Origin of the sequence: Tardiphaga sp. 37S4 (assembly GCF_021044645.1) — a bacterium.
Taxonomy (GTDB): Bacteria; Pseudomonadota; Alphaproteobacteria; order Rhizobiales; family Xanthobacteraceae; genus Tardiphaga; species Tardiphaga robiniae.
Map to the genome: position 1 here is coordinate 4,810,763 of NZ_CP088008.1, position 22,174 is coordinate 4,832,936.

At 61.2% G+C, this 22,174-nt stretch carries 22 protein-coding genes; 13 read left to right on the forward strand and 9 right to left on the reverse strand.

Annotation, left to right across the window (positions count from 1 at the left end; genetic code table 11):
* The first annotated feature begins 295 nt into the window (after positions 1 to 295).
* The 6 genes from mepA to modC all read left to right on the forward strand — a co-directional run bounded on the left by mepA (position 296) and on the right by modC (position 4,453).
* On the forward strand, positions 296 to 1,231 hold the full coding sequence (mepA, locus tag LPB73_RS22900) for a penicillin-insensitive murein endopeptidase (protein WP_175368545.1): 936 nt from the start codon (positions 296 to 298) through the stop codon (positions 1,229 to 1,231).
* A 152-nt stretch (positions 1,232 to 1,383) separates the two neighbouring features.
* Positions 1,384 to 1,593 (forward strand): TOBE domain-containing protein, encoded by a 210-nt coding sequence (locus tag LPB73_RS22905; RefSeq protein ID WP_089262895.1) that lies wholly within the window; start codon positions 1,384 to 1,386, stop codon positions 1,591 to 1,593.
* A 2-nt stretch (positions 1,594 to 1,595) separates the two neighbouring features.
* On the forward strand, positions 1,596 to 2,093 hold the full coding sequence (locus LPB73_RS22910; protein WP_231078305.1) for a hypothetical protein: 498 nt from the start codon (positions 1,596 to 1,598) through the stop codon (positions 2,091 to 2,093).
* 192 nt (positions 2,094 to 2,285) lie between these two features.
* Positions 2,286 to 3,071, forward strand: coding sequence for a molybdate ABC transporter substrate-binding protein (modA, locus tag LPB73_RS22915; protein WP_089263656.1), 786 nt, complete (start codon positions 2,286 to 2,288; stop codon positions 3,069 to 3,071).
* A 3-nt stretch (positions 3,072 to 3,074) separates the two neighbouring features.
* Positions 3,075 to 3,770, forward strand: coding sequence for a molybdate ABC transporter permease subunit (gene modB, locus LPB73_RS22920; protein WP_068733848.1), 696 nt, complete (start codon positions 3,075 to 3,077; stop codon positions 3,768 to 3,770).
* Between the two features lie 2 nt (positions 3,771 to 3,772).
* Positions 3,773 to 4,453, forward strand: a complete 681-nt coding sequence (modC, locus tag LPB73_RS22925; protein WP_089263657.1) for a molybdenum ABC transporter ATP-binding protein — start codon at positions 3,773 to 3,775, stop codon at positions 4,451 to 4,453.
* A gap of 5 nt (positions 4,454 to 4,458) precedes the next feature.
* Here modC and LPB73_RS22930 read toward each other — a convergent pair whose 3' ends face one another.
* The gene (locus LPB73_RS22930; protein ID WP_231078307.1) at positions 4,459 to 6,255 is read right to left on the reverse strand and encodes a potassium/proton antiporter; all 1,797 of its coding nucleotides are present in this window, start codon (positions 6,253 to 6,255) and stop codon (positions 4,459 to 4,461) included.
* A gap of 239 nt (positions 6,256 to 6,494) precedes the next feature.
* Between LPB73_RS22930 and LPB73_RS22935 the strand changes: the two genes are divergently transcribed.
* From LPB73_RS22935 to radC, 4 genes are all read left to right on the forward strand, one after another.
* The gene (locus LPB73_RS22935; RefSeq protein WP_231078309.1) at positions 6,495 to 7,817 is read left to right on the forward strand and encodes a mechanosensitive ion channel family protein; all 1,323 of its coding nucleotides are present in this window, start codon (positions 6,495 to 6,497) and stop codon (positions 7,815 to 7,817) included.
* A gap of 5 nt (positions 7,818 to 7,822) precedes the next feature.
* Positions 7,823 to 8,536 carry a DNA/RNA nuclease SfsA gene (gene sfsA / locus LPB73_RS22940; RefSeq protein WP_231078311.1) on the forward strand — a complete coding sequence of 238 codons (714 nt, stop codon included), beginning with the start codon at positions 7,823 to 7,825 and terminating at the stop codon, positions 8,534 to 8,536.
* Between the two features lie 131 nt (positions 8,537 to 8,667).
* Entirely contained in the window at positions 8,668 to 9,495 is an 828-nt protein-coding gene (gene map, locus LPB73_RS22945; protein WP_231078312.1) for a type I methionyl aminopeptidase, read from the forward strand.
* Positions 9,496 to 9,592: 97 nt separating this feature from the next.
* Positions 9,593 to 10,312, forward strand: coding sequence for a RadC family protein (radC, locus tag LPB73_RS22950; protein WP_231078315.1), 720 nt, complete (start codon positions 9,593 to 9,595; stop codon positions 10,310 to 10,312).
* Positions 10,313 to 10,327: 15 nt separating this feature from the next.
* Here radC and LPB73_RS22955 read toward each other — a convergent pair whose 3' ends face one another.
* The 6 genes from LPB73_RS22955 to LPB73_RS22980 all read right to left on the reverse strand — a co-directional run bounded on the left by LPB73_RS22955 (position 10,328) and on the right by LPB73_RS22980 (position 15,650).
* The gene (locus LPB73_RS22955) at positions 10,328 to 11,134 is read right to left on the reverse strand and encodes a tetratricopeptide repeat protein (RefSeq protein ID WP_231078316.1); all 807 of its coding nucleotides are present in this window, start codon (positions 11,132 to 11,134) and stop codon (positions 10,328 to 10,330) included.
* A gap of 155 nt (positions 11,135 to 11,289) precedes the next feature.
* Positions 11,290 to 11,940 carry an AprI/Inh family metalloprotease inhibitor gene (locus LPB73_RS22960; RefSeq protein ID WP_231081229.1) on the reverse strand — a complete coding sequence of 217 codons (651 nt, stop codon included), beginning with the start codon at positions 11,938 to 11,940 and terminating at the stop codon, positions 11,290 to 11,292.
* A 56-nt stretch (positions 11,941 to 11,996) separates the two neighbouring features.
* The gene (locus LPB73_RS22965) at positions 11,997 to 12,980 is read right to left on the reverse strand and encodes a 2-hydroxyacid dehydrogenase (RefSeq protein WP_089266316.1); all 984 of its coding nucleotides are present in this window, start codon (positions 12,978 to 12,980) and stop codon (positions 11,997 to 11,999) included.
* Complete coding sequence (locus tag LPB73_RS22970) at positions 12,980 to 13,756, reverse strand: ABC transporter permease (protein ID WP_231081230.1); 777 nt, start codon at positions 13,754 to 13,756, stop codon at positions 12,980 to 12,982. The genes LPB73_RS22965 and LPB73_RS22970 overlap by 1 nt, the downstream gene beginning before the upstream one ends.
* Positions 13,757 to 13,812: 56 nt before the next feature.
* Entirely contained in the window at positions 13,813 to 14,619 is an 807-nt protein-coding gene (locus tag LPB73_RS22975) for an ABC transporter ATP-binding protein (RefSeq protein ID WP_231078317.1), read from the reverse strand.
* Positions 14,620 to 14,627: 8 nt separating this feature from the next.
* A complete protein-coding gene (locus LPB73_RS22980) occupies positions 14,628 to 15,650 on the reverse strand; it encodes an ABC transporter substrate-binding protein (RefSeq protein ID WP_089266314.1) in 1,023 nt (340 codons plus the stop codon).
* A gap of 88 nt (positions 15,651 to 15,738) precedes the next feature.
* Between LPB73_RS22980 and LPB73_RS22985 the strand changes: the two genes are divergently transcribed.
* From LPB73_RS22985 to LPB73_RS22995, 3 genes are all read left to right on the forward strand, one after another.
* Positions 15,739 to 16,560, forward strand: a complete 822-nt coding sequence (locus tag LPB73_RS22985; RefSeq protein WP_231078318.1) for a creatininase family protein — start codon at positions 15,739 to 15,741, stop codon at positions 16,558 to 16,560.
* 191 nt (positions 16,561 to 16,751) lie between these two features.
* Positions 16,752 to 17,012 carry a hypothetical protein gene (locus LPB73_RS22990; protein ID WP_068733822.1) on the forward strand — a complete coding sequence of 87 codons (261 nt, stop codon included), beginning with the start codon at positions 16,752 to 16,754 and terminating at the stop codon, positions 17,010 to 17,012.
* Between the two features lie 411 nt (positions 17,013 to 17,423).
* Positions 17,424 to 19,409, forward strand: a complete 1,986-nt coding sequence (locus LPB73_RS22995) for a carbohydrate porin (protein ID WP_231078319.1) — start codon at positions 17,424 to 17,426, stop codon at positions 19,407 to 19,409.
* Between the two features lie 49 nt (positions 19,410 to 19,458).
* Here LPB73_RS22995 and LPB73_RS23000 read toward each other — a convergent pair whose 3' ends face one another.
* Together LPB73_RS23000 and LPB73_RS23005 are read right to left on the reverse strand one after the other, a co-directional pair.
* Positions 19,459 to 21,108: an FMN-binding glutamate synthase family protein gene (locus tag LPB73_RS23000; RefSeq protein WP_231078320.1), complete on the reverse strand. Its 1,650-nt coding sequence runs from the start codon at positions 21,106 to 21,108 to the stop codon at positions 19,459 to 19,461.
* Positions 21,109 to 21,320: 212 nt separating this feature from the next.
* Positions 21,321 to 22,094 carry a ferredoxin--NADP reductase gene (locus LPB73_RS23005; protein ID WP_231078321.1) on the reverse strand — a complete coding sequence of 258 codons (774 nt, stop codon included), beginning with the start codon at positions 22,092 to 22,094 and terminating at the stop codon, positions 21,321 to 21,323.
* Positions 22,095 to 22,174 lie beyond the last annotated feature (80 nt).

A 22,174-nucleotide genomic window follows, 5' to 3' on the forward strand; every position in this document is an offset into this window, starting at 1 on the left:
GATTACCGTCTGAACTGCGCGCCTGTACACATCCCATGCCTTCACAACAGGCAAAAACCGTGGGCGTATGGTTACCCATGTCTGGACGTTACCGGGTCACGCGCGATCATCCCCACCAAGTGAGAGACGCAAGCGGCTCGAAACGCTGATAAAACGACTGAGCCAGTGGCAACAGGAGGACCGGCAAACCCAAACGCAAAAAAAAGCGCCAGCGTCAGGTGTGGTTACCCGCGCGTTAAAATCATACGTGCCGCAGGTCACTCACCTCGTCGACAGCTTCAGCTATAGTCGCAGCATGAGCCTTCGCCTGATTCTCAGCCTCATACTCCTGCCCGCCGTCATTGCTTCAACGCCGCTGGCATTGGCGCAAACCAAAGGCAGCGTCGATCTGAAACCGCTGCCGCCGCTGGCCAATCCGAACGACCCGGCCATCGGCGCCAAAGAACTATTCGGCCGCAAGGTGCTGCCGACGAAATCGCCGGTGCGCGTGGTCGGCTTCTACGCCAAGGGCTGCATCGCAGGCGCCGAAGCGCTGCCGATCAACGGGCCGACCTGGCAGGTGATGCGGCTGTCGCGCAATCGCAACTGGGCGCATCCGCAACTGGTCGAGCTGCTGGAGCGGCTGTCGGTCAGGGCTAACAAGAACGCCGGCTGGCCAGGCATCCTGGTCGGCGACATGTCGCAGCCGCGCGGCGGGCCGATGATCACAGGCCATGCCAGCCATCAGGTCGGGCTTGATGCCGATATCTGGCTGACGCCGATGCCGAACCGCCAGCTCTCGCGCAACGAGCGTGAGGAGATGTCGGCGGTAATGATGGTGCGGCACGACCGGCTCGACATCGATCCGACTACCTGGACGCCGTCCCATCTGCCGGTGATCCGCGCCGCGGCGCTGGAGCCCAGCGTGGAGCGCATCTTCGTCAACGCCGCCATCAAGAAGGCGCTGTGCCGCGAAGCCAAGGGCGACCGCAGCTGGCTGTCGAAGGTGCGGCCGATGTACGGCCATGATTATCACTTCCATGTCCGCATCAAATGCCCGGTCGGCAGTGCCGAATGCGAAGCCCAGCCACCGCCGACTGATTCCGAGGGCTGCAGCGCCGGCGATCTGGCTTACTGGTTCAGCGATGCCGTACTGCATCCGAAACCGCCGCCGGTTCCGCCCAAGCCGAAGCCGCCGATGACGCTCGCAGAAATGCCGGCTGCGTGCCGACAGGTTCTGACGGCACCGTGATCGGCCGACTGGCTATCGCATTGTCGTGAAACCGGGTTAGAACACGCCATCGTTGTGCCGTAAGCCGACGATCAACAACGGGCGCCCCTCCCGCACTCCTTCCATATCAGCCGCGGCTGTCAGCTGCCCGGCCCAATCCTGCGAGATCCAACATGCGCATCAGTGCACGCAACCAGATCAAGGGTACCGTCCTCGAAGTGACCAAGGGCGCGACCACCTCGCATGTCCGCGTCGACATCGGCGGCGGCCAGGTCGTGACCTCGTCGATCACCAACGAAGCCGTTGACGATCTGGCGCTCAAGGCCGGCGGCAAATGCATCGTCGTGGTGAAAGCCTCCGACGTCATGATCGCGGTGGATTGATTATGTATGCGCGTCTGATTGTCGCGCTCATACTGCTCGGTTCGGCGCCTGCATGGGCTGCCGAGCCCAGCGGCTGTGACAAGTTCAAGTGGCCGATCGACAAGGAGCGCGCCGCACTGACGGCGCAAGATCGCCTCAAGATTGCCTCTGGCGCCGACCTCGCAATTCCCGCCGCAGCGATCCTTGATTTGAAGACACCCGCTGAGGCGAAGCTGCCGACGTCTCCAGAGCGAAAGCCGAAAGACGGCACATTTGCAGGCTTTGCGCGCTTCCAGAAGGCGCCGAAGGCTGGCACATACACCGTCAGCCTGTCGGCGGCGGCGTGGGTCGACGTGGTCCAGGATGGCGAAATCCTGAAGCCGATGGAGTTCAGCGGCGCGACCGACTGCGCCGGCATCCGCAAGACCATGAAGTACGATCTTGCGGCAGGTCCGTTTGTGATCCAGGTCAGCGGCGTGACTGAAAACACCATCAGCTTGGCCGTGCTGCCGTCCGAGTGACGGCAGCCTTAGAGGCCTCCGCGCCCAAGGGCCTTTACCCCCTTGGCCAGCCTGATATTATTCCCCAGCGATATCCCTGCGGACCGTAAGTCCTCGGGATTGCCGGAACGGCGCTTCCGCCTGTCGCATGTCCCACCCAACCAACGCCTGAGTTGCGCGCACTTTGCGCTGTGCTCACGCATGGAGCGCCACATGAACCGTTTTGCCGGACTTTTCGCTGCGTTCTCGATCCTGCTCGGATCGACCTTCACGCCTGCCCATGCGCAGGACAAAACCCTCACCGTGTTCGCCGCAGCGTCGATGAAGAACGCGCTCGACGAGCTCGATGCCGCCTACACTGCCAAGACCGGCGTGAAGATCACCGCCAGCTATGCTGCAAGCTCGGCGCTCGCCAAGCAGATCGAACAGGGCGCGCCGGCCGACGTCTTCGTGTCCGCTGACACCGACTGGATGGACTACGCCATCGGCAAAAAGAACATCAACGTCGCCACGCGCACCGACCTCCTCGGCAACAGCATCGTGCTGATCGCCGCCAAGGACGCCAAGCTCGACAACGTCACCATCGGTCAAGGCTTCGATCTCGCCAAGCTCGCCGGCGACGGCAAGATCGCCACCGGCGATGTGAAGTCGGTCCCGGTCGGCAAATACGCAAAGGCCGCGCTTGAGAAGCTCGGCAGCTGGACCGCCGCCGAGTCGAAATTCGCCATGGCCGAGAGCGTGCGCGCTGCGCTGACGCTGGTCTCACGCGGTGAAGCTCCGCTTGGCATCGTCTATGCGACCGATGCCAAGATCGATCCGGGCGTGAAGATCATCGGCACCTTCCCGTCGGACTCGCACCCGGCGATCATCTATCCGATAGCTGCGACCACCACCGCCAAGAGCGAAGCCGCCGACTACCTGACCTTCCTGAGGTCATCGGCCGCAAAGACGGTTCTTGAGAAGTACGGCTTCACGTTCCTGGTCAAGCCGACGTCCTGACACGTGTCCGACATCTCTCCTGAAGAATGGACGGCGATCCTGCTTTCAGTCAGGGTCGCCGTGATCGCGACATTGATCTCGACGCCGATTGGAATCGGCGTCGCCTGGCTACTCGCGCGGCGTGACTTCTGGGGCAAGCCGATCATCGACGCCATAATCTATCTGCCGCTGGTGCTGCCGCCCGTCGTCACCGGCTATCTGCTGCTGCTGCTGCTCGGCAAACGCGGCCTTCTCGGCGCCTGGCTCGCCGAACATCTCGGCATCGTCTTCGCCTTTCGCTGGACGGGTGCCGCGCTTGCATGCGGCGTGATGTCGTTCCCTCTGCTGGTGCGGCCGATCCGGCTCTCGATTGAGGCGGTTGACCGGCGGCTCGAACAGGCATCGAGCACGCTCGGCGCATCGCCGTGGAAAGTATTTGCAACGGTGACCCTGCCGCTGGCGCTGCCCGGCGTCCTGGCCGGCATGGTCCTCGGCTTTGCCAAGGCCATCGGCGAATTCGGCGCCACCATTACTTTCGTCTCAAACATTCCCGGCGAGACCCAGACGATTTCCTCCGCGATCTACTCGTTGATCCAGACGCCCGACGGTGACGCGGCAGCTTCACGTCTGGTGATGATCTCCATCGGCATCGCCGTACTGGCGCTTATCGCTTCGGAATGGTTCGCGCGCCGCGCGACGCAACGGCTGCATGGAAACTGATCGTGCTGCGCGTTGACGTGTTCAAACAACTCGGCGAGTTTTCGGTCGACGTCGCCTTCACCAGCGAAGGCCGCGTGACGGGCCTGTTCGGCTCCTCAGGTGCGGGCAAGACCTCGCTGGTCAGCATGATCGCCGGCCTCGTGCAGCCGGATCGCGGCATCATCGCCGTGGATGGCGACGTGCTCTATGACGGCAGCGCGCGCGTCCACGTTCCGCCGCATCGGCGCCGAATCGGCTATGTGTTTCAGGATGCGCGACTGTTCCCGCATCTGAGCGTCGCGCAGAACCTCGACTACGGACGCCGGATGAACCGCCTGACACGCGATTCTGCTGAGGAAACGCGCATTACAGAGATGCTTGATATCGGACATCTGCTCGATCGTCGTCCCGGCGGCCTCTCGGGCGGTGAACGTCAACGCGTGGCGCTGGGACGTGCGCTGCTATCTCAACCGAGGCTGCTACTGCTCGACGAACCTATGGGGGCGCTCGACGAGGAGCGGAAGGCAGAGATCCTGCCCTACCTCAAGCGGCTGCGCGATGCAGGCGATGTGCCGATGGTCTTCGTCAGTCACGATGCCGACGAGATGCGGCAACTGGCGACGCAGGTCGTGATGCTGAAGCGTGGCCGTGTCGCGGCCTTCGGTGGCACCGAGATCCTGCCGCGTATCATCCCGGCAGCCTGAGCCAATCAGGCGCCGGACAGCGTGGTCCAGCCTCGCTTCAGTTTCGCCTTGAGGGCTTGCCTGCGTGTCAGCTTTGGCGGCGCGGGATCTTCGTCTTCGGGCAGACGCAGGCCAACCACATTGACGCGTCCGCCGCCAAGGCTGCGCGCGACGAGATCGATGCTGTCGATCGGCAAGGCGGCGCCAACGGTCGGCGCATGATCGAGATGGATGTCGAAATAATCGGCCAGCGTCAGCGACTCCTGGGCTGGATCGACGGCAATGCCGTAGATCGCCGCAAGATCGCCGAGAGTGATTTCACCAGACACCATGAAGTCACCAAGCAGATGCGGGTCCGGCGCCGTGCTCGGCGGCATGTCGACAAAGAAGCGATCCAGCGCCTCGGCCTTTTCCGGCGGCGCCAGCAGATAGATGTAATCGCCGGCCGTAACAGGCTCGGCCTCCGCCGGCGTCAGGATGCGCTCATCGCGAATGACCAGCGTCGGCTTCGACCATGACGGAATAAGGTTGCGTTTCAGGTAGAGGCTCTTCGGGCGCACGGCATAGCCGACCAGTTGCTGTTCGAGCTGACCTGGCAAATCGAGTTCGATACGGCGCGGCCCCCTGTCGGTGCGCGGCAGAGCGACATGCAGCTTCCGGGCGGCAAAAGCCAGCGTCCACCCCTGAAACAACAGCGAAATGATCACAACCACGAAAGCGACGTCGAAATACAGCGACGCCTTGGGCAGACCAACCAGCATCGGGATCGAGGCAAGGAAGATTGCGACGGCACCGCGCAGGCCGACCCACGAAACGAACATCTTTTCGCGCCAGTTGAAGCGGAAGGGCTGCAAACACAGGAAGACCGCGACCGGGCGCGCCACGAACATCAGAACCAGGGCAACGCCGACCGCCGGAATGATGCTGCCCACCAGCCGCTCCGGCGACACCAGAAGACCGAGCATGACGAACATCACGATCTGCGCCAGCCACGTCGCAGCGTCGAGGAACGTCACCACGGAATTATGCGCCCGCGTCGGACGATTGCCGATGATGATGCCGGCAAGATAGACCGCCAGAAAGCCTGAGGCGTGAGCGATCTGAGCCAGCCCGAAGATCACCAGAGCCGCGGTGCAGACGAAGGGCGCATGCAACCCCTGCGGCAGCGCCACGCGATTCATGGCCAAGACAACCAACCGGCCACCGACGACGCCGATCAGGGTGCCCAGCACGGCTTCCTGAACAAACTCCATTGCCACATGACCGGCGGAGGCGTCCCCCAGCGACAGAAGCTTGACCAGCGTCAGAGTCAGAAAGACGGCGAACGGATCGTTCGTTCCGGACTCAACTTCGAGTGTCGCGCCAACCCTCGGTCTGAGGCGCAGGCCTTGCGCGTGGACCAGCAGAAAGACAGCAGCCGCGTCGGTGGAAGCCACCACCGCGCCGGTCAGCAGCGCCTGGGTCCAATTCAGGTCGAGGGCATATTTGGCGACCGGTGCCGTGATCAACGCCGTCAACAACACGCCAATCGTGGCCAACACCATCGACGGGGCCAGCACCGCGCGAATGGCCTGAAATCGTGTCTTCAACCCACCGTCAAAGAGGATCAGCGCGAGTGCAACCGAGCCGACCACATAGGTTGTATGGACGTCGTCAAACCGCAGTCCGCCGGGGCCCGCTTCGCCTGCCACCATGCCGATAAACAAGAAGAACAGCAGCAAGGGCGCGCCGAAGCGAAGCGCAAGCAGGCTGGACAGGATGCCGGCCATGACCAGAACTGCGCCGAGAAGGATGGCAATGCTGACGGAATCAAGTGACGCCATGAGGCTCCGAGGCCGGAAATACTTGTAAATCCATGCTTATCGTCGTCACCCCGAGACGCCAAACGTTTTCTGCGTGATACCTATTTGCAGGTATATTTCTCGGGAATTGCTCAAGACCGAAGCTCCGCTCGATGGCGCCGACGTGGTGCTTGTGTGAATCTCTGCCCATCCGAATCAAATGCGCCGTCCAGCGATGATTCCACACCACACGATACATTCACGACAACGAGAGCTGCGCGATGCTTGACCTGACCGACACCCACGAATTCGTGCTGGCAACCGCACGATCGTTCGGCGCCGAGGTAACCTCGCCGTGGTTCTATTTGCAGCTCGGACTTATGATGGCCGGCGGCGGCATTGCCTTCGCCATCGGGGCCGCAATCCGCTCGCGAGTCGATATGACCTCGCTGGCGATGGGCTGGCCGGCGCCGCTGCGCATGTTCATGCGCATTCTCGTCGGCAGCGCGGCCACTGCGGCCTTTGCGATCCTGATGACCCTCGACCGCATGATCATGCTGAGCGTGACATGGCCCAGCCGCAGCTATTTGCTGTCAGTGGCCGCGAAGCTTGCACTCGCGTGGCTAGTGATCCGGCTTGTCACCAGCGTGATCCGTAACGAATTCTTGGTCCGGCTGGTGTCGATCTCGGCCTGGTTCGTGGCGGCCCTCAGCATTGTCGGCCAGTTGCAGCCGACCATCACCATGCTGGATGCGAACGGGATCGACCTCGGCGGCCTCCGGCTGACCCCGCTACTCTTGATCAAGCTCGGCGTCTTGCTCGCGGTAGCGCTATGGCTCTCGAACATTGCCAGCAATTTTCTGGAAGGCCGGATCAGGCAGTCCCATGACCTCACGCCCTCGATCCAGGTCCTGCTGATCAAGCTGGTGCGCCTGCTACTGATGGTGTTCGCCGTCGCTCTCGTCATGGGTGCGGTCGGCATCAATCTCTCGGCGCTCGCCGTGTTCTCCGGCGCGGTCGGTGTCGGTATCGGTTTCGGCCTGCAAAAAATCGTCGCCAATTTCATCAGCGGCGTGATCCTGCTGGCGGACAAATCGGTGAAGCCCGGCGACCTCGTCACCATCGGCGACAGCTCCGGCCGCATCAGTGCGATGAATACGCGTTACATCTCGGTCGCCGCGGGCGACGGCCGCGAGTTCCTGATCCCCAACGAGGACCTCATTACCCAGAAGGTGGTGAACTGGACCTATACGGACAAGGACACGCTGGTGAAGGTCAATTTCAGCGCCAATTACGATGCGGATCCGCGCGTCGTCTGCAAGCTGGCTATCGACGTCGCAACGGCATCGCCACGGGCCAATACGGCCAAGACGCCGAACTGCATCCTCACTGAATTCGCCGAAGCCGGCATGAAATTCTCGCTGACCTTCTGGATCGACTCGCCCGACGGCATGGATGCCGTGAAGAGCGAGGTGATGCTGGGACTGTGGGATGCCTTCAAGCGTGAGGGCATCCGCGTGCCCTATCCGGTCCGCGAGCTGAAGATCCGTGGCGGTGCACTACCGGTCGAAACCATTGTCGAAGTCGCATCCGGTCCGGAGTAGTTCCGATGAAGCTACAGGCCGATCTGGTTCCGGCGACGCTGCTGCGGCGCTACAAGCGCTTCCTTGCCGATGTCGAGCTCGCCGATGGCAGCATGATCACCGCCCATGTCGCCAATCCCGGCGCGATGCTCGGCCTGCAGGCGCCCGGCGCGCGGGTCTGGCTGTCGAAGTCGCCGAGCAAGACCCGCAAGCTGCCTTTTTCATGGGAGCTGATCGAAGCCGATTTCGGCAATGGCCCGGAACTGGTCGGCGTCAATACAATGCACCCCAATGCCATTGTCGCCGAGGCGCTGGCCGCCAATGCGATCCCCGAACTCGCCGGCTACGACACCATCCGCCGTGAGGTGAAATACGGCGCTGCGTCGCGGGTGGATTTCCTGCTGGAACACCCGTCACGGCCGCCCTGCTATGTCGAGGTCAAAAACGTCCACATGATGCGCCAGCCAAGTTTGGCCGAATTCCCGGATTCCGTCACCGCGCGCGGCGCCCGCCATCTCGACGAACTGGCCGCTATGGTCGCTACGGGTGCACGGGCCATGATGCTGTTCGTGGTCCAGATCGGCTCGTCCACGGCTTTTGCGCTGGCGCGGGATATCGACCCGGCCTATGGCAGCGCCTTCGACAAAGCCTGCAACGCAGGCGTCGAAGCCGTCGCCTATACCTGCCGGATCGACCACGGCAGCATCGTTTTGGCCGGCCGAGTGCCGATTCAGCCATGAATATGGCCGGCTTGGGGACCGAGCGATGAGGTCCTGGAGGGGCTGCTTTGGCTTGCGCTGACCGCCCCAGCCATTAAATTGGGGCCTCAAATCACGCATTCCCGTCGCATCCTGCCTGGCAAGATCACCTGATGAGCTACGTCGAAGCCTCCGAAACCTCCCAGCGCAAAACCGGCCAGATCAAGCTGCACGGTCCCGCCGCTTTTGCTGGCATGCGCAAGGCCGGCGCGCTGGTGTCGCTGTGCCTGGACGAGCTGACCGATCTGGTGAAGCCGGGTGTGCTGACTTCGGCGATCGACGATTTCGTGCGGGAATTCGCCTTCAGCCATGGCGCCTTTCCGGCCACGCTGATGTATCGCGGCTATCGCTATTCGACCTGCACGTCGATCAATCACGTGGTCTGCCACGGTATGCCCGGCGACCGCGCGCTGAAGGAAGGCGACATCGTCAATGTCGACGTCACCTTCATCGTCGAGGGCTGGTATGGCGATTCCAGCCGCATGTATGGCGTCGGCGAACTCGCCCGCAAGGCGGAGCGACTGGTCGAGGTCACCTATGAATCGCTGATGCGCGGCATCGCCGTGGTCAAGCCGGGCAATACCACCGGCGATATCGGCCATGCGATCCAGAGCTTCGTCGAACCGCAGCAGATGAGCGTGGTGCGCGACTTCTGCGGCCATGGCCTCGGCCGCATGTTCCATGACGAGCCGAACATCATCCATGTCGGCCGCCCCGGCGAAGGCGTGACCTTGCGCCCCGGCATGTTCTTCACCATCGAGCCGATGATCAATCTCGGCAAACCGCATGTGAAGGTTCTGTCCGACGGCTGGACCGCCGTGACCCGCGACCGGTCGCTCTCGGCGCAGTTCGAGCACACCGTTGGCGTGACCGCCACCGGCGTCGAGATTTTCACGCTGTCCAAGCGGCATAACGAACAGCCGCCCGCGCCCGTCGCCTAAACTTCAAATCGCCACACGACATCGAACACTTTCTGGTTGCAAATGCAGCCGGGCACGGCATGCTCGCGGATAATGTCCATGCGAGCGTTTGCGCCACATGCCCGTTAGCCCCATCGATCCGACTGTGCCGCCGGGTCTTGCCGAAGCGCCGCATTATCATGGCCACCGGGAGCGACTGCGGGAACGCTTTCGCAGTGTCGGTGCCGATGCGCTGAGCGACTACGAGCTGCTGGAAATGGTGCTGTTCCGTGCGCTGCCGCGCCGGGATGTGAAGCCGCTGGCGAAATCGCTGATCACCAAGTTCGGCTCCTTCGCCGAGACCGTGCATGCCCCGGACATGCGGCTGCGCGAGATCGACGGCCTCGGCGAAGCCGCCATCACCGAGATCAAGCTGATCGCCGCCGCCACCAGCCGCGTCGCCAAGGGACAATTGAAGCAGCGCACCGCGTTGTCGTCATGGGCCACGGTGATCGACTATTGCCGCACGGCCATGGCCTTCGCCGACAAGGAGCAGTTCCGCATCCTGTTCCTCGACAAGCGCAACCAGTTGATCTCGGACGAGGTGCAGCAGGTCGGCACCGTCGATCACACACCGGTCTATCCGCGGGAGGTCGTGAAGCGCGCGCTCGAACTATCCGCGACAGCGATCATCATGGTGCACAACCATCCATCCGGCGATCCGACGCCATCACAGGCCGATGTTCAGATGACCAAGGCCGTGATCGATGTTGCCGCACCGCTCGGCATCGCGGTGCATGATCACATCATCGTCGGCAAACACGGCCATTCGAGTTTGAAGGGGCTGAAGCTGATCTAAGGCAAATCAGAACGCTTAGTTTTTGAAGGCCTTAACGTATTCTTCTGCTGCTCGAATACCGCTCTTTGCCTTGAGTGTTAAAGCAGTTGTCCGCGGCTTCCATTCGGACACCAGTTTTTCTGCGTTCTTGAGTTCTTGTTCGGACAACAGTGCAGCCATCTCATTCACATTTTTCGCGGGCGCCAGCTTCGAGAGTTTGAAATACGCATATGACAAAGACAGATCCTTTGGCGCTCCTTTTCCGGCGGAATACAAACGGGACAGACCAAAGAGGGCACCGGGATATCCCTGATCACCCGCCCTCTTCCACCACTTGAGCGCTTCTTCTGAATTTCCTCGCTTGTCATACAGATTAGCGACATCGTGCTGCGCAAGCGCGTAGCCGGCTTCGGCAGAAACAAGCTTGTATTTTAAAGCTTGATCCGAGTCAGGCTCCACGATGCCTGCGCCTTGCCCGTCATAGTAACAACCAAGCTTATAGGCTCCCAACGGGTCGTTCGACGCAGCCGATTTTTGAAACCACCCAAAGGCCTGCCTACGGTCCTGTTGTGTGCCGATGCCATTATTGTACATCATGCCCACATGATATTGCGCCTCTGCATCTCCCTTGTTCGCCAATGCGACCATTGCATTAAAGGTGCCTGCGTCATTTGCGTTGGCAGGCATTGAGAAAAATAAAAGGCACGAAAAAGCCAAGGCGAAAAATTTCATCTCACCCTCCAATCGGGTTTGAACCATTTCATCTTGGTCATTCACAACGGAAATAGGTTCGAACCCGACTGAGATTTCGAACTCAGCGAATTTGGCAGACAGGCCGGTCACGCAGTGCAATATCAAACAGTCCTCTACTGTCGCTCCACAGAGTTTCGGGAGGAACAGTCTTACGCCTGGCTGGCAGCGATCCGCTGAAGATAACGACGTCCGGAATCCGCTGCCCCAGCCGCAGTGGTTACGCGTCCTTCACCAGAGCGATAAATTTACTGTCGCAGCAGGATGAGCGGATCAGCACTATCCGGCACACGGCGCCACTGCGCGTTGTCGTCAGCCTCGAAATGCCAGGTCTCGCCCGATGCTGACATCATCAGCAATTCGCCGCGTTCGAGGCGCCACTGTTTGGGATTGAAATTCGCCACCAGGGGGTCGCAGCGCGGCTTCAGGAACACGGCGAAATTATCCTGGGTCGTCTCGGTATTGGTCAGCGTCAGACCGCAGACCACGCGGCCGCTGCCGCGCACCATCGACCAATCGCCAATCATCTGGTCCATCGACTTGGTCAGCGAGCGGGCTGCAGCGAGATTCTGCAGGATATAGACGCCTTCGCCGGTACGAATGCCTTCGAAGATGCCGCTCTCGACTTCGGTGAAATCGATCACCGCTTCGCCCGTCGGATTCTGCAGCCGGACGATATCGAGCCCCTTGATGTTCCAGGCTGCGATGTCCTTGGTGAAGGGCAGCGCCTTTGCGCAATCCGGTTCGAGTTCGAGCTTCAGCCCCTGTGGCGACGTGTCGTTCTTCAGCGTCACCACGCAGGTCTTGCTGCGCTCGGTGGTGGAGAGCTCCCACTGCCCGATCATGTTTTTTCGAAGGGTGGCAGCGTCCTGCGCTCGCGCCGGTGCGCCGACGAGCATCGCGCCGGCAACTGCCAGCGCAAAATATCGACAGCGCCCCGTCGCGAGTCTCACGATCAGCGCCCCTTTATCGGTGTTTCCGCAATCGGCGTCGTCGGCGCCTTGCCGGCGAACCAGAGCTTGAGGTTGTCGACCACCAGCTGATCCATCGCGTTGCGCGTCACCACCGACGCCGAGCCGACATGCGGCAGCAGCACGACGTTCTGCATCGACTTCAGCTCGTCCGGCACCTTGGGCTCTTGCGCAAACACGTCGAGGCCAGCGGCCAGAATAGTGCCCGATTTGAGGGCCGCAATCAGTGCAGGCTCGTCGATCACCGAACCGCGCGCGATATTGATGATGATGCCGCGCGGACCGAGCGCCTGCATGACTTCCGCGTTGACGAGATTGGCCGTCGACGGTCCGCCCGGCGTAATGACGATCAGCGTATCCACCGCCTTCGCCATCTCGATCAGGTTCGGATAATGCTTGTGCGAGACGCCAGCGGCGGGGTTGCGCGAGTGATAGACCACCGGTACCAGCGAGGCGTCGAGACGGCGCGCGATGGCCTGACCGATGCGGCCCATGCCCACCATGCCGACCTTGCGATCACGCAGCGAGCCGACTGTGAGCGGATAGGGCTGCGTCAGCCACAGGCCCGAACGGACATATTTGTCCGCTTTGATGAATTCGCGGGCAGTCGCGATGAACAGGCCGAGCGCCGTATCGGCGACTTCCTCGGTCAGCACATCCGGCGTGTTGGTAACGAGGATGTTGTTCTCGGCGGCATATTTCGCGTCGATGTGATCGTAGCCGACGCCGAACGAGGAGATGATCTCGACCTTGGGATATTTCGCCAGCACGGCGCTGTTGGTTGGCACCAGGCCGGTCACGGCAATGCCACGGATTTTCTCGGCGACGCCCGCCGGCAGCCGTTCGAGATCGTGCTGGGTTTCATATTTATGCAATACGAACTGATCCGAGAAACCGTTATTGATCAGCGGCTTCGTCGGTCCATAGATCAGCAGGTCGATTTTGTCCGAAGAGATTCCCGTCCCCATTATTTTTCCTTTCGCAGTGCACTCTCATGCCAGCGCCGCAACACAATGTGGGATACCAGCGCGAGCAGCATATAAATCACAATCCCCGCAACGGACAGCAACAATAACGCAGCGAACATTCGGGGAATATTGAGGCGATAGCTGGATTCCGAAATGCGATAGGCGAGGCCTGAACCAGCACCCGCCGCACCTGCAGCGATTTCCGCCGCCACCGCGCCGATCAGCGACAATCCGCCGGCAATGCGCAATCCGCCAAGTATGAATGGCAGTGCCGCCGGAAACTTCAGATAGCGCAGCACCTGCCAGCGCGATGCGCGGTAGAGCTGGAATAGCCCGGCCAGATTGCGATCTACCGAATTGAGACCGAGCGTCGTATTGGCCAGCACCGGGAAGAATGCCACGATCCAGGCGCAGACAACGACGGCCGTCTGCTGCGGCAGATAGATCAGCATCAGCGGCGCGATGGCGATGACGGGCGTCACCTGCAGCACGATGGCATAGGGCAGCAGCGAATATTCCAGCCATTTGGACTGGTTGAACAACAGAGCCAATGCGATGCCGCCGATGGCTGCGGCGATGAAGCCCTCCAGCGCGGTCAAAAGCGTCACGCCGAGGGATTCAGACAGAACCGGCCAGTCGGCGATCAGCGTCTTGAAAACGAGTAAGGGGCCGGGCAGCAAATAGGGCGGGATTTCGCCGATCCGAACGACGAGATCCCACAACACGATGCCCGCAATGAACACGACGACGGGCCAGACAATGCGCTGCCATTGCATATCGCTGCCCGGCACGACCGAACCGCGATCGACTGTGGGCAGTGGCTCCAGCCCTTTCATGCCCGTGCCTTTGCGTCATTGGCCATCTCGTCACTGGCCTGCATCAGCGCCTGCGAGACGGCGCGGCAATAGCCGGCATAGGCCATCGAGGTGCGAAACGCGTCGGCGCGCGGTTCAGAGGATTCGATACGACATTCGGCGCTGACGCGACCAGGCCGCGAGGTCATCACCACAACGCGCTGCGACAGATAAACCGACTCGAACACCGAATGGGTGACGAAGATGACCGTCTTGCCGAGTTCACGCCATAGCGCCAGCAGGTCGTTGTTGAGCCGGAAGCGCGTGATCTCGTCGAGCGCCGCAAACGGCTCGTCCATCAGCAGGATATCCGGCTCAGTCACCAGCGCGCGGGCCAGCGACGCCCGCATCTTCATGCCACCCGACAATTCGCGCGGATAGGCTTCGGCAAAGTCCGCGAGACCGACCTGTGCGAGCACCTCATCCACCCGCGCCGTCGACTGCGCATCCGGCATATGTGCCAGCTTCAGCGGCAGCCGCACATTCTCCCGGATTGTGCTCCACGGCATCAGCGTCGGCTCCTGGAACACGAACCCAATGGCGTGACCGCTGCTCTGCGCAGCGACATCTAAAGTGCCCGCTGACGGCGCGATCAGGCCGGCTATCAGACGTAATGCAGTAGATTTTCCGCAGCCGGACGAGCCCAACAGCGAGACGAATTCGCCCTTGCGGATATCGAGATCAAGCGGCCCCAGCGCCACGGTGCCGTTGTCATAGACCTTCGCGACGCCGCGCAGGCGGACGGCGGTGGGGGCATCGCTCGACGACAAGGCAGGTTCGACCATCTGCCGGGCTACTTCTTCGGCCGGAGATCGAGACCGACACCCTTGTTGATGAACTGCAGCGTATAGGCCTTGCGATAGTCGATGTCGCGCTTGACCACGCCTGCGCGCGACATCTTGTCGAAGAAGCTGGCAACACGCGCTTCGCTCATGGCGCCGATGCCGTCTTTCAGCGTGTCACCTGAGTCGACGATACCGTATTCCTTCATCTTGGCGATGGAATAGGCAAGCAGGTCATCGGTCATTTCCGGGTTGAGCTTCTTGATGACCTCATTGGCGGCTTTGTTGTCGCCATAGAGATAGTTGTACCAGCCGATCATCGAGGCATCGACGAAACGCTGGACAAGGTCCGGCTTCTTGTCGACCCATTCGCGGCGCGTTTCGATCAAGGTCGAATAGCCATCGAAACCGTAATCCGCGAGCAGCATCACGGTTGGCTTGAAATTGGCTTGCTTCTCGACCACGAACGGCTCGGACGTAACATAGCCCTGCATCGCACTGTTCTTGTCGACGATGAAAGGCTGCGCATTATAGGTGTAAGGCTTGACCTTGGACGCGCTGAAGCCAAGCTCGGATCGCATCCATTGGAAATAGCCGGCGACGCCCTCCTTCGAGATCAGCAGCGTCATCGGCTTGAGATCTTCGAGCTTGGTCACCTTGGGATTGGGATGCGCCAGAAAGACCTGCGGGTCCTTCTGGAAGATCGCGGCGACAGCGACCACCGGCACATTATTGGCGACGGCATCGAAGGATTGCAGCGTGTTCGCGCTCATGAAGAAGTCGAGCTTGCCCGAGATCAACAGGATGCGGTTGTTCACGTTCGGGCCGCCCGGCACGATGGTGACGTCGAGGCCGTAATTCTTGTAGGTGCCGTCCGCGACCGCCTGGAAGAAGCCGCCATGTTCAGCCTCGGCCACCCAGTTGGTTCCGAAACTGACCTTGTCGAGCCTGGTTTCCGCCGCGGCAGGCGACCACACGGCCATCACGGCCAATGCGCCAATGGTTAACGCGCGCAGCAGGGATATCGGGCTCATATTGGACTCCGTCGACCGTTATGGCCCATGATAGGAAGCAATCTGCTGCCAGACTACCCTGCAAAATTGACCAAAGAAACGCACCTCGATGACTGCCAATATGCCGCCCCGCGACTGGACTGCCATTCACTGGCCCGACATCGCCAAGAGCGATCCGGCCTCCTGGATTGCAGTGCTGCCATTGGCCGCGACCGAGCAGCACGGACCGCATCTGCCCCTCGGCACTGACGTCATGATTGCGGAGGCTTATCTTGCAGAGGTCCAGCGCCTGCTGCCCGCCGATATTCCGGTAACGTTCCTGCCGCTTCAACCTGTGGGCATTTCGACCGAGCACCTCGCCTTTCCCGGTACGCTGACCTTGCCGACCGAGATCGCATTGCAGACCTGGACCGCGATCGGCGAAAGCGTCGCGCGCGCCGGCGTTCAGAAACTCGTGATCGTCACTAGCCACGGCGGCAACAGTGCAGCAATGACGCTCGCGGCGCAGGACCTGCGCGCCGAATACGGCATGCTGGTCGCCACCACCGGATGGAATCGGTTCGGTGCGCCGGATGGCCTGTTCACCGACGAAGAATTGCGTCACGGGATTCATGGCGGCGCCGTGGAAACATCGATCATGCTGGCGCGCTATCCGCAGCATGTGTGCAACGACAAGATCGCGAACTTCGCATCGTCGGCGATCGCGATGGAGAAGAACTATCGCTGGCTGTCCGCAAGCCGGCCCGCGCCATTCGCGTGGCAGGCCGAAGACCTGCATCCCAGCGGCGCGATTGGCGACGCCACGCAGGCATCAGCCGACAAGGGCGAGAAACTGCTGGCACACGGCGCAAAAGGATTCTGCGAACTGCTCGCGGACATGCATTGCTTCGACGTGACAGCGTTTGATCGCGAACCGGATGCCGGCGCGTGAGATGTGGTTAACCGCGGATTGCGCGATTCACGCGACGACATATTCCGCGCGGATGACGACACAATCCTGAAACCAAAAGAATTTGCCTGAAACCAAATAGTTCGACCGGGTCTCGAACCCGATCCGTTTGGGCTCCGACTGATTGGCATGCAGGCCACGATGGCTGCACTTCAACAGGATGGAGTTATCCCATGTCGATCAAGTCCAAGATTGCCGCTTTCGCTCTCGTTGCTCTCACTGCTGCCGGCACCATGGCATCGTCCCAGCAGGCTCAGGCCAAGGGCCCGGGCATCGGCTTCGGCATCGCTGCCGGTGTTGTCGGCGCCGCAGTCGTCGGTAGCGCCATTGCCGCCAATAACGGCTACTACGGTTACGGATATCGCTGCGGTTGGGTCCGCCAGTATGACGGCTACGGCAACTATGTCGGCCGCGTCCGGACCTGCAACTACTAATCTCTTGATCGACTGACGTGGATTTGCGTCCGACACGGGCGCCTCATCCACCCCGTGTCGCACCAGACCCGCTCGGTTGTCCCCCCGAGCGGGTCATTTTTTTGCGCTCGCCAAATGCCTTTCGAGCCGTGCCGGCCAGCTGCTGTTATCCAACCGTCATGATCGGCTGCCACTGAAACATGCTTCTCCAGTTGCTTCTTGCTATTGCGAATTAGTTGCAATTATAGTCAGGGAGTCGACGGGTTGCTCATTCTGTTTCGTTTTGTCTCACGACGACCCTCGATACCCCCAACGTTATGGGCGAATCGACTATTTTTGTGGAATATCAAACGGTTCGTCGCATGATCGGCGGCGACCTAAAGCGAGAAACGACGGCCGCATGAAGTACCCCGACCGATCACGAGCATTGTCGTGAAGCGCGTTTTGGCCGGTTTTGCGCTGGGCGCATTGGCGTTCGATGGCTCTGCGATCGCGGCCGATATTTCGCCCGGCATGGCGCTGAAAGCGCCCCGCCTGGTTTACGACTGGACCGGGTTTTATCTCGGCGGTCACATCGGCTATGGCGGCGGCAGCTTTGGTCCCGGCAGCAATCCGCTGCCCGCGCAGGGCGTTTTCCTGCCGCCTTCGCCGACTGGCCTGATCGGCGGCTACCAGATCGGCTACAACAGGCAGCTCAGCAACAACGTCGTGCTGGGCTTCGAGGCCGACGCCACGTTCAGCAGTCCGCAGGACGCAGCGCGGTTGATGCCGGCGCCTTTCCATACGACCTTCGACTATTTTGCAACCGCACGCGGCCGCATCGGCTACGCCTTCGGCGCGCTGATGCCTTACGTCACCGGCGGCGTAGCGTGGGGACGCACCAAACTCAATCTCAACAATGCCGACGGCGATCTCATCGCCTCCGCGAGTCGCGATCATTTCGGCTGGACCGCGGGCGCAGGCGTCGAATTTGCCGTTGGCGGCAACTGGACCGCGAAGGCCGAATACGCCTATCTCGATTTGATGCGGCAGACCTATGACCTCGGCAATGCCGGACTGCCGAATGTGAGCGTTGATCCGAATATTCACACCGTCAAAGTCGGCTTGAATTATCGGCTGTGGGACACGCCGCCATGGTTGCCGTCAGCTCCCATCACCGGCAAGACTGTGCTGCCGGAATCGACAGACTGGAACGTTCACGCCCAGACCACTTTCATCGCATCCGCCTATCCGCGGATTCGCTCGCCCTATGAAGGCACCAACAGCCTTCCTGGCGGCGGCCAAGGGCGCGAGACTTTTACGACGACGGCGTTCCTCGGCTGGCGACTGTGGCAGGGCGGTGAGCTCTATCTCAATCCCGAGCTGGCGCAGGGCTTCGGCCTCAACTCCACGCTCGGCCTCGCCGGCTTCCCCAATGGCGAGGCGCAAAAGGGCGGCGCGCCGTTTCCGCGCTTTCGGATGCAGCGCTATTACTTCCGCCAGACGCTTGGCCTGGGCGGCGAGCAGGAAGACGTCCCCGACGCCGCCAATCAATTGGCAGGCAAGCGCGACATCGACCGCATCACGCTCACGGTCGGACGCTTCGCGGTGGGTGATTTCTTCGATGGCAATTCCTACGCCAAGGATCCGCGCGCCGACTTCATGAACTGGGCAATGTGGTCATCGGCCGCTTACGACTTTCCAGCCGACCTGCCGGGCTTCACCCGCGGCGCCATCGTTGAACTGAACCGCAAGGACTGGGCGATCCGAGCCGGCCTGTTTCAGGTGCCGGCGCAGCCTAACAACGACGTCCTGACGTTCAAGACTGGCGGCGCGGTCGTCGAATTCGAGGAGCGTCACCAGATCTTCGACCAGCCCGGCAAGTTGCGCGTCGGTGCCTTCATCAATCGCGGCAATACCGGCAGCTATCGCGGCGCACTGGCGATCGAGGCCAATGATCCCACGCTGGATATCAACGACGTGATGTCCTCGATCCGCCGCGCCAGCGACAAATACGGTTTCTACGTCAACGGTGAGCAGCAGGTTGCCACCGACGTCGGCATCTTCGGGCGCGTCAGCTGGAACGATGGCCAGAACGAGATCCTGTCCTTCACCGATATCGACCGCAGCGTCTCTGCCGGCGTGTCGATCAAGGGCAGCCATTGGGGTCGCGCCAATGACACGATCGGCCTTGGAGGCGCGATCAACGGCCTGTCCGCTGCGCATCGCGACTTCCTCGCCGCTGGCGGCAACGGATTGCTGATCGGCGACGGACGGCTAAATTACGGCACCGAGCGCATCCTCGAAACCTATTATGCCTATGCCATCGACAAGAACTTCACCCTCACGGCCGACTACCAGCTGATTGCGAACCCTGCCTATAACAAGGATCGCGGGCCGGTCTCGATCTTTTCAGGCCGATTGCACGGCGAGTTCTGACGACACATCCTGCGCCGTTTGTAGCCGGATGAGCGCAGCGATATCCGGGCTACGATATCAAGGCCGAACGTTCCAGGGCTGCTGGCAGGAACGAGCCCGCTTGCGCCATCTCCCATGCATCGCGAAAGCGCTTGTCACCGGTGCCATCGACCAGCTCGTTGTGGCGCAGTGCTGGATACATCCGCGTGAAAGACAGGACGTCGGTACTGGAGGCGCGGTGCGAGAAATGGATCGGGCGAATATCCTGCGGATGAGCGAGCCCGGCTGCCGCGATCAGCTCAGCCAGCGCATGCAACGTCGCCTCGTGATAGTTGTAAACGCGATCGGTCTTCTGTGGCACGGCAAGGGCGCGATTGCGCGTCGGGTCCTGCGTCGTGACGCCGGTCGGGCAACGATCGGTGTGGCAGCTGAGTGACTGGATGCAGCCCAGTGCGAACATGAAGCCGCGCGCCGAATTGCACCAGTCGGCGCCGAGCGCCATCGCGCGGGCGATATCGAAGGCCGTCGCGATCTTGCCGGAGGCGCCAATCTTGATGCGGTCACGCGCGCCGATGCCGATCAGCGCATTGTGCACGAAGTTGACGCCCTCGCGCATCGGCATGCCCAGATGATCCATGAACTCCAGCGGCGCCGCGCCCGTGCCGCCTTCATTGCCATCGATCACGATGAAATCCGGATAGATGCCGGTCTGCAGCATCGCCTTGCAGATCGCGAGGAATTCCCAGGGATGACCGATGCACAGCTTGAAGCCGGCGGGCTTGCCGCCGGACAGCCGACGCATCTTGTCGATGAACTCCATCATCTCGATCGGCGTTGAAAACGCCTTGTGATAGGCCGGCGAAATGCAGTCCTCGCCCATCGCGACCCCGCGGATGCGCGAGATTTCTTCCGACACTTTCGCCGCAGGCAACACGCCGCCGTGGCCCGGCTTTGCGCCCTGGCTAATCTTGAGCTCGACCATCTTGATCTGATCGTTGACGGCAAGCTTCGCGAAGGCGTCGGGATCGAAGTTGCCATCACGCGTGCGGCAACCAAAATAGCCGGAGCCGACCTCCCAGATCAGATCGCCGCCGTTCTCCTGATGATACGGACTGACGCCGCCTTCTCCAGTGTCATGCGCGAATTCACCACGCTTGGCGCCAGCATTCAGCGCGCGGATCGCATTGGGGCTGAGTGCACCAAAGCTCATAGCCGAGATGTTCAGTACCGAGGCCGAATAAGGCTTGAGGCAATCCGGGCCGCCGATGGTGATGCGGAACTGCTCAGTCGCATGCGGCCGCGGCGCGACCGAATGGTGCATCCACTCATAACCCTCTTCGTAGACGTTCTTCTGGGTGCCGAAGGGACGCTTGTCGAGCACCATCTTGGCGCGCTGATAGACCACCGCGCGCGTGTCGCGGCTGAACGGCATGCCATCCTTCTCGCTCTCGAAGAAATACTGCCGCATCTCCGGACGGATTTCTTCGAGCAGGAAGCGGATATGCGCCGAGATCGGATAGTTGCGCAGAACCGCATGATCCTTCTGCAGCACGTCGTGAATGCCGAGCATGGTCAGGCCGCCGAAGACGATGACCGGGATGACAACGAGAGGGATGACTTTCGGGTCGTGAATGCCAATGCCGACCAGCAGCAAGGTGGCGACACTGCAGATCGTCAAAACGATGAAGCGCGGCGAGAGGGGAAGCATCAACGTTTCCATAAAAATCCTGCCTGACATGAATGGCGCTAGCGTTACACAGACCCGATGACGCAAACATCACAAGCGCGTTGCCGCAGAGCATCGCACCAGAGTGCCTAATCTATCGCGCCACGCTCAATGAATCGTTGCAAAAAGCGAGGGCCCCAGACGACAAAACCCGCGCCGGAGCGCGGGTTTTGCAGTGCAGTGAATTTTGATGGTCTCGGGCTGCCTTAGCGCTCGACGAACGCCTTCTCGATCACGAAGTGGCCCGGCTTCGAGCCGCTGCCTTCGATGAAATCGCGCTCTTCGAACATGATCTTGAGATCTTCGAGCATGCTCGGGCTGCCGCACAGCATGATGCGGTCGGTCTCGATCGAAAGCGGGTCCTGGCCGATGTCGTTGAACAGCTGCGACGACGCGATCAGGTCCGTGATCCGGCCGCGGTTGCGGAACGGCTCGCGAGTGACCGTCGGGTAATAGGTGAACTTGTCCTTCATCAGCTCGCCGAACAGCTCGTCCTCGGCCAGCTTGGCGACCAGGCGCTCGCCGTAAGCGAGTTCGGAAACCTGACGGCAGCCATGCACGAGCACCACATGCTCGTAGCGCTCATAGACGTCCGGGTCCTTGATCAGGCTGGCGAACGGCGCGAGGCCGGTGCCGGTGGAGAGCATCAGCAGGCGCTTGCCGGGCAAAAGATTGTCGGTGATCAGCGTGCCGACTGCCTTGCGACCGACCAGGATGGTGTCGCCTTCCTTGATCTTCTGCAGGCGCGAGGTCAGCGGACCGTCCGGCACCTTGATGCTGAAGAATTCCAGCTCTTCCTCGTGGTTCGCGCTGGCCATCGAATAGGCGCGCAGCAGCGGCTTGCCATCGATTTCCAGGCCGATCATGGCGAACTGGCCGTTCTGGAAGCGGAACGAGGTGTCGCGGGTGGCTTTGAAGCTGAAAAGTGTATCGGTCCAATGCTGGACAGAAAGAACTTTCTCTCTGTGAAAGGCGCTCATGAGATTTGATTTTCCAGTGCGGGCTTTTTTAGAACAAGTCCATTGTTTGCCGCGTCACGATGCCGAGAAACCATTGCGGC